Consider the following 18632-nt stretch of genomic DNA (forward strand, 5'->3'; position numbering starts at 1 on the left):
TGTTTACATTATGATATGAATAGACTTTTGTTTATTAAGCAGAAAAACAAATGTAAAAAGTTGCAAGGGAGATTCGTATGAACGAAATTAGCACTGTCGTCTATCGTATTTTTGAGTGGATTACTCGTTTTGCTTACCTTCAGCTTTTATGGATTCTATTTAGTTTAGTCGGTGGAATTATCTTAGGATTTTTTCCAGCAACTGTCGCTATGTTCGCCATTATCCGCAAGTGGCTTAGGGGGAATAAAGACATTTCACTCTTCCCGACTTTTTGGAACTTTTATAAAAATGAGTTTCGAAAAAGCAATCAATTAGGACTCATTCTTTACCTGCTTATCTTCATAATCGGCATCGATTTCATTTATCTACATGAAAATAGTGGACAATTAACGTGGGTGCAGGCTCCCTTATTTGCGTTCATGCTTCTCTCTCTGCTGTTTGTTTCCTATCTATTTCCTGCTTTTGTTCATTTTGAGCTCAACCATTTTTCGATTATGAAGCATGCTTTTTTTATTATGCTTGTTCACCCATTGCATAGCTTGCTAATGCTGCTTTCACTACTATCACTGTTAGTGATCGTTTATTATGTTCCTGCTTTCGGTTTTATTTTTGGTGCTAGCAGCTCCGCATTTATGACAATGTCGTTAGCACTACACGCTTTTAATAAGCTTCAAAAGAAAACGAGTTAGCCTTTTACTGCACTTGAAGACATGCCTTCAACGACTTTATTGCTGAAGAAAATAAAGGCGATTAAAATAGGCAGTACACTGATAATCAAAGTAGCTCCGATGGCGCCCCAATCTGTCATATATTGCCCGATGAAATTTTGAATCCCGACTGTTAATGTTTTATATTTATCAGAGCTGATAAAAGTATTGACAAAAACAAACTCATTCCAGTTGTAAATCATATTGATAATGACAGTTGTGGACATAACAGGAATTGTCATCGGAAGGATAATGCGAAAAAACATTTGCAGGACGGAGCACCCATCAATAATTGCCGCCTCTTCGATCTCTCGCGGAAGAGTATAATAGAAACCAAGTAAAATCATGATTGTGATCGGAAGATTATAGGCCGTATAAGTGATCACGATCGACCAAGGGCTATCAATTAAATTGATATTAAGAAACATATTAAATAAAGGAATGATCGAAGAATGGATCGGAATCATTAATCCTACCATGAACAGACCAAGGACAAGCTTGCTTAGCTTCCATTTCATCCTAGTAATCGCGAAAGTTGCCATGCTGGCAAAAAGCACTGTTAATAAAATAGCGAGCCCCGTAATCCAAACGCTATTCCAAAAATAAACCCCTATACCGCCCTCCCATACTTTCGTGTAATTCTCCCACCGGAATTGTGATGGCAATGCAAAGGGGGAACCAGAAAAAATTTCTCGATTATCCTTTAAGGAAAACAAAAACAGCCAAATGATCGGAAAGATTTGGAATACAGCGACAATCGCTAATGACAAATAAAGAAAAAAAGAACCTATTCTCTTCATGAAAAATCCTCCTCCTTCCTAATATTGAATTTCTTCTTTTGTTGCCGTTAGCTTACGAACAATAAACGTCACAACAAGAGTTATGATTAAAAGTACGAAGCCAATCGCACTTCCGTAGCCGAAATTATTGCTGCTAAAAGCGAGTTTGTACATGTACGAAGCCATAACTTCACTAGCGCCGTTTGGTCCTCCACCAGTCATAACATAAATTAAATCAAAATATTTTAATGAACCGACTACAGCTAAGACAATCGTTACTTTCACGACACTCATAATCAGCGGCAGTTTGATTTTTAACGCAATTTGCACGGGGGAAGCCCCATCAATCCGCGCAGCTTCAATAATAGATTCAGGGATATTTTTTAATGCTGCATAATAAATCAATATATAGAAGCCTGCATATTGCCATAAAATAGGCACGAAAATCGCGTACAGCACAAGTGCTGTATCAGCCAACCATGCAGGTGGATGTTCGACTCCAATCGCCATAAGAATTTGATTCAGCATTCCATTTGTAGGATTGTATATTTTAATCCACAATTGAGCTATCGCCACAGACGAAAGTAGCATTGGAATTAAGTAAATTTTTCGGAGCAAATCGGCCCCCTTTATTTTTGAGGACAAAATAAGCGCAATTACTAAGTATAAAAGTAAACTAAGCGTTGAAAATATCGCCAGTAAAAAGGAATGCCATGCACTATCCCAAAATTTCCCGTCTTGCAACGCATTCATATAATTTTCCAATCCGATAAACTTCATCGCACCGATTCCATCCCAATCCATTAAACCGTAGTAACCGGATAACGCTAACGGGATAAAAATTAAGATTGCCGTTAACAACAGTGCTGGTAATACGAATAACGCGATGAGCCATTTATTGGACATAACCTTATCCATCACATTCAACCCCATATTCGCTAAGTAGAAAAGGCCTGTAAAAAAATACTCCTCTTCTAGTTACAAATTTTAACGATGACACCAATATGAATAAAACGATTGATCCTTCCTTCAGAGAAAACAGTTATTTTTTCTTTAGCTAAAAAGTTGCTTTGACCGATGAGCCAAAGTATATCCCTTAGCTCATCAAGTCAGAGAAAAGCTATATAAAAAAATACTTGTACGATTTAAAAACTAAGTTCATAAACTGCCATCCTACTACACTATTATTCTGCTGCAAGCGCATTCTCGTGTTCTTTTGCAAATTCGTCAGGAGCTACTTCCTTGCCAAAAATAGCTTGAATCATATTTAAATGAACTTCAGCAACCTGTGGGCTCATTTGAACATCAGCAAAAAGTGTTATATTCGTTGCATTGCTTAGTTCGTTTAAGACGTCTACATACATTTGTGGCAGCTCTAACGAGTCAGCATCAAGCTTGGTTGCTGGAATAACGCCGGCTTGTGTGACCGATTTTTCTCCCCATTCCTTTACAAAGTAGGAAACAAACTTTTTCGCTTCTTCCTTAACATCGGAATCTTCACTGACAAATAGCCCTACACCAGGACCACCGACATGACTGTTTAAATCCCCTTTTCCATCAACGGTTGGGAAATTAAAGAAACCAATTGAATCTCTAAACTCCTGTGGGACTTCTTCATTTGTTGTAAAGTTTGGCAAATCCCAGGAACCAATTAAGTACATTGCTGCTTGTTCACTCATAAACATACTTTTCGCTTCCTCATCGGCCAAACCGTTGAATCCTTTTACAAACGCATTCATATCAACTAAATTTTGCACTTCTTCCGCCGCTGAAACTAAGGCAGGATCTTCAAAAGTTCCAGAGCGATTGATTGCGCTCGTTAGTACATCTGTACCGCCGATTCGATCCGCTAAATACATATACCAAAGAGAGCCAGTCCAACGGTCTTTATTTCCAAGGGCAATCGGCGCAACCCCGTTGTCGTTTAAAGTTGTAATAATATGTTTGAATTCATCATAAGTTTTTGGCGCTTCAAGTCCATATTCCGCGAAGATTGCTTTATTGTAGAAAATTGTTGCGATGTTTAGTTCTAGAGGTAAACCATATGTCTTCCCGTCAATAGCATAGGCCTCGGCTGTGCCTGCTACAAAACTATCATTCAATTCATTTTCAAGAAGATCATCTAATGGAGCAAATTTATTGCCTTCAACATAAGGAGTTAAAAAACCTGCCGCCCATGTCATCCCCACATCCGGCAATTCATTGGAAGTAGAGAGTACCTTCAGCTTATCTTTGTATTGTTCATTACTTAAAACTTCCAGCTCAACCTTAACACCTTCATTTTCCTTCTCAAAATTAGCAATAATTTCATTCACAATGGTGTGATGTGTTTTTGAGCTGCCTTCTGGCCATAGATGCATAAACTTAATCGTTTTCGTATCACCTGAATTGCTAGAGACATTTTCGCTATCTGTGCCTGAGCAACCAACGATGACAAAAATAGTAGCAACTAAGGTGAACAACAATGTAATCGCTTTCTTTTTCCTCATACATAAGCCCCCTAAAAAGTGTATGATGCTTATTACATAAGCTCAAAGTTAGAATAACAGAGAACAATTCGTTTGTCTAGTGGATAAACTAAGTGTATAATAAACTCAAAGAGGCTAGCTTTTTTCCTATACATCTATGAAAATCGCTGATTTAATAGCATCTCTCAAGAAAAGAAAAGTTATCAACATATTGCGGTTGTCGATTATTGTCAGAAAATATTGAACGAATACCAATCACTTCCCTCAATCTTGCTCCATGCTAAAATTGATCCGTATAATGAAAATATAAACTTAAAAGAAAGAGATGACCGTTTAATGAAAACGTGGAACCAACATGTAGTAAAACAAGAAAACAAAACACTCGTCTTAAATACAATTAAACAGCTCTCTCCTATTTCAAGAGCTGAAATTGCCAATCTGACTGGACTCAATAAAGGGACTGTATCCTCTCTTGTCAGTGAATTGTTAGAAGAGAAACTGATATATGAATCTGGTCCTGGGCAATCAAGCGGTGGCAGAAGACCTGTTATGCTGCTCTTTAATCAAGTTGCCGGTTTTTCAATTGGAATTGATCTCGGCGTCAACTACTTACTCGGGATTGTGACCGATCTTCAAGGAAATATACTGCATGAGAAGACGATTAGTTATAAAGATTTGACCTATGAAAAAATTATGACTCATTTGTACGATATCATTGATCAGCTAATCGCGTTAACACCTAAGAGTCCATATGGAATTGTTGGAATCGGCGTCGGTGTACCTGGAACGGTAAGTAAAGCGGGAAAAGTATTGCTCGCACCTAATTTGAAATGGAGAAATATTGACTTAAAATCTGTTCTTCAAGATAAATACAATGTTCCCATCATTATTGAAAATGAAGCGAACGCCGGCGCTTACGGTGAAAAATTGTTTGGAGCGGGAAAGGAAGCGAAAAATCTTGTTTATGTAAGCGTCGGGATAGGAATTGGAGTTGGATTGATTTTAAACAACCAATTATATCGCGGAAATAATGGCTTTTCAGGGGAACTTGGTCATATGACAATCGACATCGCTGGAGAAAAATGCAGATGTGGCAATAAAGGCTGCTGGGAACTGTATGCGTCAGAACAAGCATTGCTAAAAAAAGCCAACGATGCCGGCCTTTCTTCAACGGGAGATGATGTTACACTCGATTATTTATTAAAGCTTGCCACATCTGGAGAAACAATCGCGATTCAGCAGTTTGAACATATTGGAGAAAACCTTGCAGTCGGAATCAATAATATCATCAACATCTTTAATCCTCAGCAAATTATTATTGGAAACCGGATGGCATCAGCCAAACGGTGGCTGACAAACCCATTGGAAAAGCGGATGCAAGCTCGAACTTTATGGTTTCAGCAGCGCGATTTAGAAATTAATTTTTCCGAGCTATCCACACATTCAGCTGCTTTAGGTGTGACCGCTTTTGTGGCAGAGAATTTTTTCAACAGTGATCTGCAAAAGTTTTCTCAAGCACTTTAGTTCATCAGGAATGCACAATCGTTCGCGATTGTTTTCTAATTATAATAAAATAATATGAATGAGGTGGGGAAACATGGCAAAGATTCAAAATCCCATTTTAACAGGTTTTAATCCAGACCCGTGTATTTGCAGAAATGGAGAAGACTATTACATTGCGGTTTCGACCTTCGAATGGTTTCCTGGAGTTGGAATTTATCACTCCAAGGATTTAAAAAATTGGCGTTTAGTCTCAAGACCTCTCAATCGATTAAGCCAGCTAAATATGATTGGCAATCCTGATTCTGGCGGAATTTGGGCACCTGCCCTCTCCTATCATGATCAAAAATTTTGGCTGATTTATACCGATGTAAAGGTAACGGAAGGACGCTGGAAGGATTGTCATAATTATCTTGTGACTTGTGACACGATTGACGGAGATTGGTCTGAACCAATCCATCTAAACAGTTCAGGCTTTGATCCATCATTATTTCATGATGAGGATGGTAAAAAGTATTTAGTCAATATGCTTTGGGATCATCGCATCCACAATCATAATTTTTACGGAATCGTATTACAGGAGTACAGCGCTAAGGAGCAAAAATTAATTGGCGATGCAACGGTCATTTTTAAAGGCACAGACATTAAATTAACGGAAGCTCCCCATCTTTATAAAATAAATGACTATTATTATTTACTCACAGCTGAAGGTGGCACGAAATATGATCACCAAGCAACCATTGCACGTTCCAAACAATTATTTGGACCTTACGAAGTTCATCCAGACAACCCACTCATTAGTTCCTTCGCTCATCCAAGAAACCCCTTACAAAAGGCAGGACATGCATCTATTGTACAGACCCATACGGATGAATGGTTTCTAGTCCATTTAACCGGTAGACCACTGCCACGTGACGGCCAGCCTTTATTAGATCCGCGCGGCTTTTGTCCACTTGGAAGGGAGACAGCAATCCAACGTTTGGAATGGAAGAATGATTGGCCCTATGTTGTTGGGGGAAATCAACCATCACTTGAAATTGATGGTCCTGAGATTGAAGAAGTCATATGGAGCAGCGATGCCAATATAAAAGATGACTTCATCAGTCCTGAATTAAATCTTCAGTTTCAATCATTACGCATCCCTTTAGGTGAAGAAGTTGCTTCTTTAACAGCTCGTCCAGGACATTTAAGACTCTATGGCAAAGAATCGTTAACTTCGAAATTCACGCAGGCTTTTATTGCGAGACGGTGGCAGCACTTTTATTTTACAGCAGAAACGAAAGTCGCTTTTGAGCCAACAACATTCCAACAGTCGGCAGGGCTTGTAAACTACTACAATACACAAAACTGGACCGCACTACAAATTTCATGGCATGAAAGGAAAGGACGTATTCTAGAAATCATGACCTGTGATAATTTTAGCTTTACTCAGCCCCTTTTTGACCAAGAAATCTTGCTTCCATCCGAACTTGAATATGTTTATCTTCGCGTCGATGTAGAATTACATGTTTATTCTTACTCCTACTCCTTTGATGGTCAAAACTGGGTTAAAATTCCAATAAAGTTCGACTCATACAAACTTTCTGATGATTACATTCAAGGCGGAGGATTCTTCACAGGAGCCTTTGTCGGGATGCAATGTCAAGATACATCTGGTCAAAATCGACACGCCGACTTCGATTACTTTCTTTATCAACCACAGTAACACAAATGAGCACCTGCTTCTTACGGTGCTCATTTTCGATTCATCTACTAAAAACGGAATTTAGCATTTCTCTTTCGTTTTTTCCTTTATTTTTGTTCATCGGTGTTGATTTTTCTTAACCATTTGCTTAACAAAAATTAAGCATAAAGAAAAAACTAGGAAGCATAATCTCCCTAGCCTTCGTTTTACTCTTCCTCAGAGCCGACTAAGAAATCTGGATCTAAATCCTCAAACTCCTCATCGTCTACATCAAAGTAGTCTTCATCATCATCTTTATGCTTGCCTGGATGAACTTCTACACATACCTTTGTTTCCCCAATGACTTCCACTAGAAACTCCCTCTCGACGTGCACGATGATTTTGTTTCCATTTGGGGAAATAACTGCTTCGACACAGTTTGGCTGCTGAAGTACTTTCACGATTACGTCGAGGTCGTCAAGGCAATCTGGGTCACGATATTTTAGTTTAATAACGTCTGTATAGTCTACTCGTTCTGTGACAACTTCAGTTTGTGTATTATCATTAAAGGAGTACCAAACATTAATGTCATAGTAGCCGCAAACTTCAACTGTTTTGCCAACCTTTTTCGCCTCGTACGTATGGTTGATAATCCAACAACCTAGGATGCTAGTTGGATTATTTTTTGGGCAAATCGTATGATTGGATTGGGTGAATTTTCGTCCTTTCGCTACGACCGCTTTTGTGATAATCTCTCTGTATTCTCCCATTGCGAGCGAACCCTCCTCACTTAAGTTTCATTTCATCCTATGCGGGATATTAGACTAGTGTGCTTATCTTTTTATGAATGTCTATCCTTGTCAGAACGTAATGACACTCCATTTATTCGGGCAATTTTTCATGAACTAAACGTCAATTTATCCTATGCATGAACCCAGAAATGGGTGAATGCAGGAAGATGGGAAGAGGGTTCCTTCTTTACAAGAAAAAGCGCAATTCGAGGAAATTATTGTATTAACAGATTGGGTAAGAGAACAACGCGAAATTAGGCTTCTACTATCTGCTTGAAAGTAAAACAGCCTCTGCCGCCAAAACGGAAAAGGCTGTTTTACCTATTTTTAATGATTATGTGAGCATTCTTTATTCTTTATTTCTGCTCCCGTTTCACCACTGAGAAGATTTCCCCCTGTGGAGGTGATGATTTCATCTGTTACTTTATTAGAAATCGTTGAAGCAACTAACTGGAGCAATTCATTCACATCACCTTGAGACTGTTTGAACTCTTGGACAACTGGAATAGCATCTAATTCTGCTTCTATTTTAGCAATCTTATCTTCCGTTCTCTTTAATGCTTCAGGTTTTCCATAGTGATGAAGATTGACCGCTTGCTTTTGTAATCCTTTAATCTCATCAATCAATTTGCGGACTTTTTCATTTTCATGAATTTGCGCTTCTGCTCTTTTAAAGAAATCAACTTCCTCTGTTTGCGCAATTAATGTTGCAAGTTCTTGTGCACGCGCTACAATTTCGTCTTTTGTATATTTCGCCATATTATTTCACCTCGACTGGTTGAACTTCTTCTACCATCTCTCCATTTAATGACCAAGTCTTTGTTTCTGTCACTTTTACCTTTACGACTTTACCGATAGCTGTTTTTGGACCAACAAAGTTTACAAGCTTGTTTCTACGTGTATATCCTGCTAACACATCAGGATTGTTCTTGCTTTCTCCCTCTACAAGAACTTCAACAACTTGATCCTTATATTTCTTCATTGCTTGAGCAGAAAGCTCATTTACAAGGCTGTTTAATCGTTGGAGACGTTCTTTTTTTACTTCCATTGGAACATTATCCTGCATTTTTGCCGCAGGTGTTCCCTCACGTGGAGAGTAAATGAACGTATATGCTGCCTCGAATCCAACTTCGCGGTATAAAGAAAGGGTTTCTTCAAACTGTTCATCGGTCTCATTTGGATATCCAACAATAATATCCGTTGATAATGCGACATTCGGGATAGCTTTCTTTATTTTACGAACAAGTTCAAGATACTGTTCTCTTGTATACTTACGGGCCATAATTTTTAAAACATCAGTTGAACCAGACTGAACTGGCAAATGAATGTGTTCGACTAGATTTCCACCCTTTGCAAGAACTTCAATAAGATGATCATCAAAATCACGAGGATGACTAGTCGTAAAGCGAACACGTGGAATGTCAATTTTACGAATTTCATCCATTAAGTCGCCTAAACCATATTTCATATCGTCAAAGTCTTTCCCATAAGCATTCACGTTTTGCCCAAGAAGGGTGATCTCTTGATATCCTTGTGCAGCTAATTGCCGCACTTCATGAATAATTTCTTCTGGACGGCGACTTCGTTCTTTTCCCCGTGTATATGGGACAATACAATACGTACAAAATTTGTCGCAGCCATACATAATGTTAACCCAGCCTTTAATATTACCACGACGAACCTTCGGAAGATTTTCGATGATATCGCCTTCCTTAGACCAAACTTCTACAACCATTTCCTTTGACATATAGGCTTCTTGCAGAATGTTTGGCAGGCGGTGAATATTATGGGTTCCGAAAATCATATCGACTTGATTGTATGTTTTTAGAATCTTGTTCACGACAGATTCTTCCTGTGACATGCACCCACAAACCCCAAGCAAAAGATCAGGATTTTGTGTTTTTAAATGCTTTAAATGACCGAGTTCACCAAACACCTTATTTTCGGCATTTTCACGAATCGCACAAGTATTTAGTAAAATAACATTAGCATCTTCAACGGTATCTGTCGGCTCATAACCTAGACCGATGAAAATCCCTGCCATTACCTCCGTGTCATGTTCATTCATCTGACATCCGTAAGTACGAATATAAAATTTTCTTCCTTTACCCATTCCCATGAATTCTTCTGGAATAGCAAAATCATGATGGTATTTAACCTCTTCTTTTCCTCTCTTTTTTGCCTCTTTTAAGGACGGAGGTACGTATACAGTTTCAAAGTATTTGCTGTAATCCTTTTCGGATTTTTTGTCCGAAGAATTAGCAACCTGTACTTGTTGACCTTCTAATCGTTGTTTCTCATTCATTGAAAATCTCCTTTCTCATGAATCCACTTGTAAAAAGCTTCTTATCATTTTAGTAGATATACACACATTACTAAAGTATAAACCCAATAGGAAGTGAATACAATAGGAAGCCTGCTTTTATCCCTTTAAAACTTAGCATGAACTGCTCTGATTTTGTCAAAGCATTTGAGGTTGCAGACTGTATACAAACTCGAAGGATTTCAGTTTGCCTACAGTTTTTACAGCCAATATCCAAAAATGACAAAAGCCATCGAGAGGCTGCCTCTCGATGGCTTTTGTCGACACTCTGACAACCTCAAAGCATTTGAGGTTGTTTACATTTTCTTTCCATTACATAAACTCAGCTACTAGTTTTTCAAAATGTGCTTCATCTATTTGCAGGTCTGCTTGGGAAAGCGGTGTTTCTGAGTAACCAGGAAGCATCTCCTGATAAGATGGACGCTCCGTATTTTGATAAATAAGTCCGGTTACTAAGCCATCATGTTTCATAAGGGTTTGCATGGCTTGTTCACGGCTTGATGGATCATATCCTTCAATATCTGCCAATTTCGTAAGATTTTCTTTGAACCAATCATACGTATTGACCTTGTTATACGTTACACATGGACTAAATACGTTGATTAAAGAAAAGCCTTTATGCTTAATTCCAGCTTCAATTAAAGCCGTTAAATCTTTTAAATCAGTTGAAAAGCTTTGCGCTACAAAAGTAGCACCAGCAGTTAATGCCATTTCCATTGGGGAAATTGGTTGTTCAACAGATCCTGATGGCGTCGATTTCGTTTTGAAACCTGCAGCCGATCTTGGAGAAGTTTGACCTTTTGTTAAACCATAGATTTGATTATCCATGACGATATATGTGATATCGACGTTGCGACGAATAGCATGAATCGTATGTCCCATCCCGATTGCAAACCCATCTCCGTCACCACCAGAGGCAATCACAGTTAAATCACGATTGGCCATTTTTACCCCTTGGGCAATTGGAAGAGAACGTCCATGAATTCCATGGAATCCATATGAATTAATATATCCAGAAATACGTCCTGAACAACCGATACCTGAAACAACTGCTAAATTTTCTGGTTCCAGCCCAACATTTGCTGCCGCTCTTTGAATAGCCGCTTGAACCGAGAAATCCCCACACCCTGGACACCAGTTGGGCTTCACATTGTTACGAAAGTCTTTAAATGTTGCCATTTTTAGAACAGCTCCTTGCTTTTTGTATAAATTTCATGTGGCAAGAATGGATTTCCGTCGTATTTTAAGTGGTTTTTCACTTTGTTAGCATGTCCGACGTTCATCTTCAGAATATTGGCTAACTGACCTGTTGCATTGTTTTCAACAACAAGAACGTTTTTAGCTGATTGAACAAGTGGTAACATCTCATCCGTTGGAAATGGATGAATTAAGCGAATATGAGCATGATTCACTTTTAATCCATCTTGCTCAAGACGAGTTATCGCTTCTTCAATCGCCCCACGTGTAGAGTTAAAGCCAACGATTAAAAGGTCTGGCTCTTGATGAGGAGCATTCTTATATACTGGTGTATTAAATTTCAAATTTTCGATTTTGCGGAAACGCTTATCCATTTGAGCATTACGATTTAGTGCAGATTCTGATGGTTTTCCTGTTTCATCATGTTCCACCCCTGTGACATGATGAATTCCGTTTTTCATTCCTGGGATGACACGTGGTGAAACACCATCTTCTGTCACTTCATAACGTTTGAAATAACCTTTATTTTCAATTTCTGGCAACTCATCTTGCTGTAATTTTCCGCGGCGAATTTCAATTTTACTATAATCAAGCGGTTCCACTGTCTGTTTTCCGAGTGAGAGCTGCAAATCGGATAAAACAATAACCGGACATTGGTATTCTTCAGCTAAATTAAATGCCTCTGCCGTATCATAAAATGCTTCTTGAACCGTGCTTGGAGCCATAACGATCTTTGGAATTTCACCATGAGTTCCATAAATCATCGCCATTAAATCAGATTGCTCCTGCTTTGTTGGTAAACCTGTTGATGGGCCCCCACGTTGAGTGTCAACAATAACGAGCGGTTGTTCAGTTATACCAGACAAGCCAATCGCTTCCATTTTCAATGAAAGGCCAGGACCTGCAGATGCCGTTAGTGCACGAACCCCGGCATAATTAGCACCGATCGCCATCGTAGCAGCTGCAATTTCATCTTCAGTTTGAATAACTGTTCCGCCAAGCGCTGGAAGCTTCTGGATTAAATATTCCATAATTTCTGAAGCAGGTGTAATCGGGTATGCAGCCATAAAGCGACAGCCACCAGCTAATGCTCCAAGAGCGATAGCATCGTTTCCAATCATGAAAAGACGTTTATTTCCATCAGCTTTCTCTAAATGCATCACTGCATTTTCAGCCAATTCAGCTTTCATATGGTCAAACCCAGCCTTAACGGCTTCCATATTCTTATCAACAACTTGTTGGCCCTTTTTGCCAAAGATTTCTTGCACCACTTCTCTGAAAACATTAATATCTAAATCTAGTACAGCACATGTAGCACCAACTGCTACCATGTTTTTCATTAAAGATGTTCCCAGTTCAGTAGCAATCTCTGTGAATGGGACTGCATACAAAGTCGCATTGGTATCCTCTGGTTGAGCAGGATTAAACTTCGCATCAGCGATGATAATTCCATTGTCATGAAGCTCTTTGTAATTTAGATCCACTGTCTCTTGGTCAAACGCGACTAAAATGTCTAAATCATCCGAAATAGACCGAACTTGAGTCGTACTTACACGAATCTTATTGTTCGTATGCCCACCTTTAATTCGTGATGAAAAGTGACGGTAGCCATACAAGTAGTAGCCCAGACGATTCAGAGCAATTGAAAAAATTTCCCCAGTACTTTCAATACCTTCCCCTTGTTGTCCGCCAACTTTCCAAGAAAGTTGATTGATCATGTCTTACACCCCTTCAGATACGTTAAGAAATATGTAAAAAACGTTATTTGATTTCGACGAGCTCATTTCAAAATGGTTCATTCAGCCTAGAAACAATTTCTAAGACAGAAGAAAAATATCGATCGCAATGCTTCCAGACGAATCTGAAACATTGTGAAATTTACTCATGGTCTAGTACAATTCTCACCCAAATTTCATTGGAAAAGTAGGGTACTAAACGCTTTCAATTCTAGCCCTATGTTGTGAAAAAAGCAACCCTTTCCGCATAAATATTGACGAAAGTATGAATATTTTTTTAGTTTTCAAAACATAATAAATAGTTGGCAACCTTTGCTGTTTCATAAATGTTTTCCATGATTGAAAAAATTTAAATTTCTTTCAAGAAGGCTTTGTTATATGTCCATGTTGATATTTGGCTCATTTCGAGTAAAACCAAGTTTTCACAGAAAATGAACCAAATATCGTTTAATTTCAAGAAAAAAGCCTGCTTGCTAAGCAAACAGGTTGTGTGCATAAGGATTTCACCAGCAGGAATGTTCATTCATTCCTTCATAAGTTTTGTCATATAGAATCAACGACAATGTCAACCATGCCTTTAACCCCAATGCTTCGTTTTCCCCTAAACATTACCTTGGTTCAACAATTAACTTAATGGCTGTTCGTTCTTCTCCATCAATCTGAATGTCTGTAAAGGCCGGAATACAGATTAAATCAACTCCGCTAGGTGCCACAAATCCTCTTGCTATTGCTACTGCCTTTACGGCTTGATTCAATGCACCCGCACCTATGGCTTGGATTTCCGCAGCTCCTCTTTCCCGCAGAACTCCGGCAAGCGCACCAGCTACAGAATTAGGATTAGATTTTGCTGAAACTTTTAATATTTCCATTCCTAGCTCCTCCTCGTTTACCCCCCCTGAATGTTCATCTATTGAACAGGTCAGGTATATATGATTCCATTGCTACTATATTCAAATGTTAAATCACATATTCCAGCTTGGACAAAATATTGGAGAAATTGCTTTGACATTTTCAAAAAAACTCCTTAAACAACGAAGAATAAATTTTGATGTTGAAACATTTTTGGCCCATTTCCATTGAAACAAAAGTTTCAGAAGAAATGGGCCAAATTCTATGAATAAAATGGGTGATCCTCATTAATTAAAATGCGTTCAATTTTTTTAGCCAAACCCGTTTTATTATCTAATTGTACTAACACGGCACTTAACTGGGTTCTCCCCGTTTTTGGAACTTCAAAACGGACCGGCAGCCCTGTTAAAAACCGTTTTAAGACAACTTCCCGCTCCATTCCAAGAATGCCATCATACGGTCCAGTCATCCCTACATCAGAGATGTATGCTGTACCTTTCGGCAACACGCGATTATCAGCTGTTTGCACATGTGTATGGGTCCCAACAATAGCAGATACTCTACCATCTAAATACCAACCAATTGCTTGTTTTTCACTAGTTGCCTCACCATGAAAATCAACGAAGATAAAAGGAGTTCGCTCCTTTGCCTCTTTGATAAGTTGCTCAGCTTTTAAAAACGGATCATCGATCGCTGGCATGAACGTACGACCTTGGAGATTAATCACAGCAATTTCAAGTTGATTCATTCGCACATACACGATCCCTTTCCCAGGGTTATTTTCTGGAAAATTAGCAGGGCGAATAAGGTACTTCGCATCTTCAATAAATTCAAAAATTTCACGGTTGTCCCAAGTATGATTGCCGAGCGTCACTACTTGCGCACCAACCTCTAAGAAGCTCCGATAAATTTTTTCCGTAATTCCCTTTCCACCCGCAGCATTCTCACCATTTATAATCGTAACATGTGGTCGATATTTTTCTTTCAGCTTTGGAACATATTCCATCACCATATCACGGCCAGGAGATCCCACTACATCTCCAATAAACAATATATCCATGTTCAATCCCTTTCTCTTATATACTAATGGTCCATTATAGCAAAAAAATAAAATAAATAAAACGGTGCATTTGCACCGTTTTATTTATTTTGCATATTCAACAGCTCTCGTTTCGCGAATAACTGTTACTTTTATATGTCCTGGATAATCAAGTTCAGATTCAATTTTCTTGCGAATATCTCGAGCAAGACGATGTGATTCTAAATCGTCTATTTGATCAGGTTTTACAATAATACGTACTTCTCTACCTGCTTGAATCGCAAATGATTTCTCGACTCCATCATAGGACTCAGAAATCTCCTCAAGCTTTTCTAAGCGACGAATATAGTTTTCCAACGTTTCTCTTCTTGCTCCAGGTCTAGCGGCTGATAACGCGTCTGCAGCGGCCACGAGTACAGCAATGACAGATTGAGCTTCACTATCCCCGTGATGGGAAGCAATACTGTTGATGACAACTGGGTGCTCTTTATACTTTGTTGCAAGCTCAACACCAATTTCCACATGGCTCCCTTCTACTTCATGATCAATTGCTTTGCCGATATCATGAAGTAATCCAGCACGACGAGCCAATGTTTCATCTTCTCCAAGCTCAGCAGCTAATAATCCAGAAAGTTGGGCAACTTCAATGGAATGCTTAAGCACATTTTGTCCGTAGCTTGTACGAAACTTTAGACGCCCCAGAATTTTGATTAAATCTGGGTGGAGACCATGTACCCCAACCTCAAAAGTTGTTTGCTCACCAATTTCTCGAATATGCTCATCCACTTCGCGACGTGCCTTATCAACCATCTCTTCAATACGAGCTGGATGAATGCGGCCATCCTGAACAAGCTTCTCTAGTGCAAGTCTTGCTGTCTCTCTGCGAATTGGATCAAACCCTGAAAGAATAACAGCCTCCGGAGTATCATCAATAATGAGGTCAATCCCTGTAAGAGTTTCAAGTGTACGAATATTACGGCCTTCACGTCCAATGATACGACCTTTCATTTCATCATTTGGTAAACTTACAACTGAGACAGTTGTTTCAGCCACGTGATCCGCCGCACATCTTTGAATGGCTAATGACAAGATTTCTTTTGCTTTCTTGTCCGCTTCCTCTTTTGCTTTATTCTCACTCTCTTTAACCATTAAAGCGATCTCGTGAGATAATTCCTTATCCATTCGCTCTAAAATGATGGACTTCGCTTCATCACGCGTTAAGCCTGAGATGCGTTCAAGCTCAGATTGTTGCTTCTTTAAGATCTCGTCCACTTTGCTTTCCATCTCTTCAATATGCTGTTGTCTTTTGTTAAGAGAATCGTCCCTCTTTTCTAATAGTGATTCGCGTTTATCTAACGACTCATCTTTTCGATCTAAGTTTTCCTCTTTTTGCATTAAACGATTTTCTTGTTTTTGCAACTCATTTCTTCGATCACGAATTTCACGTTCAGCTTCTGTTCGAAGCTTGTGAATTTCATCCTTTGCTTCTAGCAGAGCTTCCTTTTTAGTCGAGTCCGCATCACGCTTTGCATCCTCTAAAATTTGCTCCGCCGCATCTTTTGCACCTGCAATCTTTGCTTCAGCAACGGATTTACGAACAAAATAGCCAACAACGGCACCGACGAATAGGCCAAGCAAAATGGAGATGATTATAAATCCTAAATCCATCATTTCACCTCCTCTTGCTATGAACTTTTTGTTTTTACGTTTCTAAACTGTCGGCATGTACATTGTCATCCATCAATATACAGCACAAAGGCTTTTTAACGTTTTAATCATTATAAAAATTGTAAAATATACATATTAATTGTAAAGGTGTGAATTTTTATTGTCAAGTGCCTGTCTAGTCAGCCATTTGCCAGTTGTTACTAAAGCTGTAGAGCTTCTCGATCCGTTTATGCCACAACTTATTAGCAGTTCGTTCAGCAAGCAGAGAATTTTGACATACAAAACAGCAAAGCCTCTTAAGCTTTGCTGTTTTAAATAAGGGCATACATCCCCATAGCTTCTGAACGTGAATAAATACAAGCTCTTAATCGACAAGATCAAAAGTTTCTTGGCCCTCATCTTCACCTTCTACGACCTTAACACCATCCAAGCCATAGTACTCACGGATTTTCTGCTGAATTTCCAATCGAACTTCCGGGTTTTCTTTTAAATATAGCTTTGCATTTTCACGACCTTGGCCAAGTCGTTCGTCGTTATAGGAGTACCAAGAACCGCTCTTTTGAACAATATCAATTTCGGAACCTAAATCGATAATCTCGCCCTCTTTAGAAATTCCTTCTCCATACATAATGTCCACTTCAGCAACTCGGAATGGTGGTGCGACTTTATTTTTGACGACTTTAATTTTCGTTTTATTTCCAACCATATCGTTGCCTTGCTTTAATGTTTCTGCACGACGGACTTCGAGACGGATAGAGGAGTAGAATTTTAATGCACGTCCTCCAGGTGTTGTTTCAGGATTTCCAAACATCACCCCAACCTTTTCACGAATCTGATTGATAAAGATGGCGATTGTTTTAGACTTATTAATCGCTCCAGAAAGCTTACGAAGAGCCTGAGACATTAGCCGAGCCTGCAAGCCTACATGACTGTCTCCCATCTCCCCTTCGATTTCGGCCTTCGGTACGAGTGCAGCAACAGAGTCGATAACTAAAATATCAACTGCACCACTTCTTACAAGTGCCTCAGCGATCTCTAGTGCTTGCTCTCCTGTGTCTGGCTGGGACAGAAGCAATTCATCAATATTTACACCGAGATTTGAAGCATAAACTGGATCTAAAGCATGTTCAGCATCGATAAATGCAGCTTGTCCACCTTCAGCTTGCACTTCTGCAATTGCATGCAGAGCCACAGTCGTTTTACCAGAGCTCTCTGGTCCGTAAATTTCAATAATCCGTCCCCGTGGATATCCACCAATCCCCAGAGCTGCATCCAGTGCTAGAGAGCCACTCGGTGAAGTAGATATTTGCCGATCTGTTTGTTCACCCAATTTCATAATGGAACCTTTACCAAATTGTTTTTCTATTTGTTTCAACGCCATTTCTAAGGCTGCTTGACGATCGCTCACCATAAATTCCTCCTTATTTCATCCAATCGGTTCATCTCTTAAAAAACCTATCTCTAATATAACTGTTTTCCACTCATTTGTCGAGAAAAAAATCGAACATCCATTCGTTTTTTTCTCGGTCCATTAAGAGCTGAAATTTTCAACTTCCCTTAAGGAAAAATCGCATCTTAGTAAGAATGGCTGCGGAGTTATACTTATTTTAACCATAATCTGAAAATATTTAACTATCGCTATCCTCATGCTAATGGAAAATGTAGCATGCTCTTCACAACAACTCAATTACAATTGCAATCTTAATCTATTAATCCCTCGTGTCCAAAATGGAAGCGACAAAATTCTCCTTTTTCCATTTGCCATTTATAGAAGACCTTTTTCATAAAAAGAACTTCACAAAATCCATGTAGACCATTAAATGGTAAAAAAGAGCGTGCAGGCAGTCACCGCTCAAAGTTGGATTTCGAACATCATTGCTTTTCTTTTTCTAAACAACTAAAAGCAAGTGAA

15 protein-coding genes are annotated in these 18632 nt (G+C 39.0%); 3 read left to right on the top strand and 12 right to left on the bottom strand.

Annotation, left to right across the window (positions count from 1 at the left end):
• Positions 1 to 77: 77 nt before the first annotated feature.
• Entirely contained in the window at positions 78 to 689 is a 612-nt protein-coding gene (locus tag NST02_RS14650; protein ID WP_095308223.1) for a YesL family protein, read from the top strand.
• On the opposite strand, the gene NST02_RS14655 is transcribed toward NST02_RS14650, so the two are convergent.
• From NST02_RS14655 to NST02_RS14665, 3 genes are all read right to left on the bottom strand, one after another.
• Positions 686 to 1507, bottom strand: a complete 822-nt coding sequence (locus tag NST02_RS14655) for a carbohydrate ABC transporter permease (protein WP_340949219.1) — start codon at positions 1505 to 1507, stop codon at positions 686 to 688. The two genes, NST02_RS14650 and NST02_RS14655, sit on opposite strands and share 4 nt — an antisense overlap.
• An 18-nt stretch (positions 1508 to 1525) precedes the next feature.
• Entirely contained in the window at positions 1526 to 2404 is an 879-nt protein-coding gene (locus NST02_RS14660) for a carbohydrate ABC transporter permease (protein WP_095308719.1), read from the bottom strand.
• Positions 2405 to 2670: 266 nt separating this feature from the next.
• Positions 2671 to 3975 carry an extracellular solute-binding protein gene (locus NST02_RS14665; RefSeq protein ID WP_095308218.1) on the bottom strand — a complete coding sequence of 435 codons (1305 nt, stop codon included), beginning with the start codon at positions 3973 to 3975 and terminating at the stop codon, positions 2671 to 2673.
• Between the two features lie 315 nt (positions 3976 to 4290).
• Between NST02_RS14665 and NST02_RS14670 the strand changes: the two genes are divergently transcribed.
• Together NST02_RS14670 and NST02_RS14675 are read left to right on the top strand one after the other, a co-directional pair.
• Complete coding sequence (locus NST02_RS14670; protein WP_095308216.1) at positions 4291 to 5478, top strand: ROK family transcriptional regulator; 1188 nt, start codon at positions 4291 to 4293, stop codon at positions 5476 to 5478.
• Positions 5479 to 5551: 73 nt separating this feature from the next.
• A complete protein-coding gene (locus NST02_RS14675; RefSeq protein ID WP_095308214.1) occupies positions 5552 to 7159 on the top strand; it encodes a glycoside hydrolase family 43 protein in 1608 nt (535 codons plus the stop codon).
• Between the two features lie 185 nt (positions 7160 to 7344).
• On the opposite strand, the gene NST02_RS14680 is transcribed toward NST02_RS14675, so the two are convergent.
• The 9 genes from NST02_RS14680 to recA all read right to left on the bottom strand — a co-directional run bounded on the left by NST02_RS14680 (position 7345) and on the right by recA (position 18128).
• A complete protein-coding gene (locus NST02_RS14680) occupies positions 7345 to 7887 on the bottom strand; it encodes an outer spore coat protein CotE (protein ID WP_095308212.1) in 543 nt (180 codons plus the stop codon).
• A gap of 348 nt (positions 7888 to 8235) precedes the next feature.
• Positions 8236 to 8667, bottom strand: coding sequence for a RicAFT regulatory complex protein RicA family protein (locus NST02_RS14685; protein WP_095308211.1), 432 nt, complete (start codon positions 8665 to 8667; stop codon positions 8236 to 8238).
• Between the two features lies 1 nt (position 8668).
• Entirely contained in the window at positions 8669 to 10213 is a 1545-nt protein-coding gene (gene miaB, locus NST02_RS14690; protein ID WP_137742857.1) for a tRNA (N6-isopentenyl adenosine(37)-C2)-methylthiotransferase MiaB, read from the bottom strand.
• A 330-nt stretch (positions 10214 to 10543) separates the two neighbouring features.
• Positions 10544 to 11410, bottom strand: coding sequence for a 2-oxoacid:ferredoxin oxidoreductase subunit beta (locus tag NST02_RS14695; protein WP_095308207.1), 867 nt, complete (start codon positions 11408 to 11410; stop codon positions 10544 to 10546).
• A 2-nt stretch (positions 11411 to 11412) separates the two neighbouring features.
• The gene (locus tag NST02_RS14700) at positions 11413 to 13146 is read right to left on the bottom strand and encodes a 2-oxoacid:acceptor oxidoreductase subunit alpha (RefSeq protein WP_095308206.1); all 1734 of its coding nucleotides are present in this window, start codon (positions 13144 to 13146) and stop codon (positions 11413 to 11415) included.
• A gap of 626 nt (positions 13147 to 13772) precedes the next feature.
• Complete coding sequence (gene spoVS, locus NST02_RS14705) at positions 13773 to 14033, bottom strand: stage V sporulation protein SpoVS (RefSeq protein ID WP_003181955.1); 261 nt, start codon at positions 14031 to 14033, stop codon at positions 13773 to 13775.
• A gap of 242 nt (positions 14034 to 14275) precedes the next feature.
• Positions 14276 to 15073 carry a TIGR00282 family metallophosphoesterase gene (locus NST02_RS14710; protein WP_137742856.1) on the bottom strand — a complete coding sequence of 266 codons (798 nt, stop codon included), beginning with the start codon at positions 15071 to 15073 and terminating at the stop codon, positions 14276 to 14278.
• An 84-nt stretch (positions 15074 to 15157) separates the two neighbouring features.
• Positions 15158 to 16720, bottom strand: a complete 1563-nt coding sequence (gene rny / locus NST02_RS14715; protein ID WP_095308202.1) for a ribonuclease Y — start codon at positions 16718 to 16720, stop codon at positions 15158 to 15160.
• A gap of 364 nt (positions 16721 to 17084) precedes the next feature.
• Positions 17085 to 18128 carry a recombinase RecA gene (recA, locus tag NST02_RS14720; protein ID WP_095308717.1) on the bottom strand — a complete coding sequence of 348 codons (1044 nt, stop codon included), beginning with the start codon at positions 18126 to 18128 and terminating at the stop codon, positions 17085 to 17087.
• Positions 18129 to 18632: the final 504 nt, after the last annotated feature.

The sequence above is a fragment of the Robertmurraya sp. FSL W8-0741 genome (genome assembly GCF_038004005.1).
GTDB lineage: Bacteria > Bacillota > Bacilli > Bacillales > Cytobacillaceae > Robertmurraya > Robertmurraya siralis.

Excerpts from the sequence above, each read along its gene's own strand:
- NST02_RS14650 (WP_095308223.1), top strand. The coding sequence starts at position 78 with ATGAACGAAATTAGCACTGTCGTCTATCGTATTTTTGAGTGGATTACT.
- NST02_RS14655 (WP_340949219.1), bottom strand. The coding sequence starts at position 1,507 with ATGAAGAGAATAGGTTCTTTTTTTCTTTATTTGTCATTAGCGATTGTC.
- NST02_RS14660 (WP_095308719.1), bottom strand. The coding sequence starts at position 2,404 with ATGGATAAGGTTATGTCCAATAAATGGCTCATCGCGTTATTCGTATTA.
- NST02_RS14665 (WP_095308218.1), bottom strand. The coding sequence starts at position 3,975 with ATGAGGAAAAAGAAAGCGATTACATTGTTGTTCACCTTAGTTGCTACT.
- NST02_RS14670 (WP_095308216.1), top strand. The coding sequence starts at position 4,291 with ATGAAAACGTGGAACCAACATGTAGTAAAACAAGAAAACAAAACACTC.
- NST02_RS14675 (WP_095308214.1), top strand. The coding sequence starts at position 5,552 with ATGGCAAAGATTCAAAATCCCATTTTAACAGGTTTTAATCCAGACCCG.
- NST02_RS14680 (WP_095308212.1), bottom strand. The coding sequence starts at position 7,887 with ATGGGAGAATACAGAGAGATTATCACAAAAGCGGTCGTAGCGAAAGGA.
- NST02_RS14685 (WP_095308211.1), bottom strand. The coding sequence starts at position 8,667 with ATGGCGAAATATACAAAAGACGAAATTGTAGCGCGTGCACAAGAACTT.
- miaB (WP_137742857.1), bottom strand. The coding sequence starts at position 10,213 with ATGAATGAGAAACAACGATTAGAAGGTCAACAAGTACAGGTTGCTAAT.
- NST02_RS14695 (WP_095308207.1), bottom strand. The coding sequence starts at position 11,410 with ATGGCAACATTTAAAGACTTTCGTAACAATGTGAAGCCCAACTGGTGT.
- NST02_RS14700 (WP_095308206.1), bottom strand. The coding sequence starts at position 13,146 with ATGATCAATCAACTTTCTTGGAAAGTTGGCGGACAACAAGGGGAAGGT.
- spoVS (WP_003181955.1), bottom strand. The coding sequence starts at position 14,033 with ATGGAAATATTAAAAGTTTCAGCAAAATCTAATCCTAATTCTGTAGCT.
- NST02_RS14710 (WP_137742856.1), bottom strand. The coding sequence starts at position 15,073 with ATGGATATATTGTTTATTGGAGATGTAGTGGGATCTCCTGGCCGTGAT.
- rny (WP_095308202.1), bottom strand. The coding sequence starts at position 16,720 with ATGGATTTAGGATTTATAATCATCTCCATTTTGCTTGGCCTATTCGTC.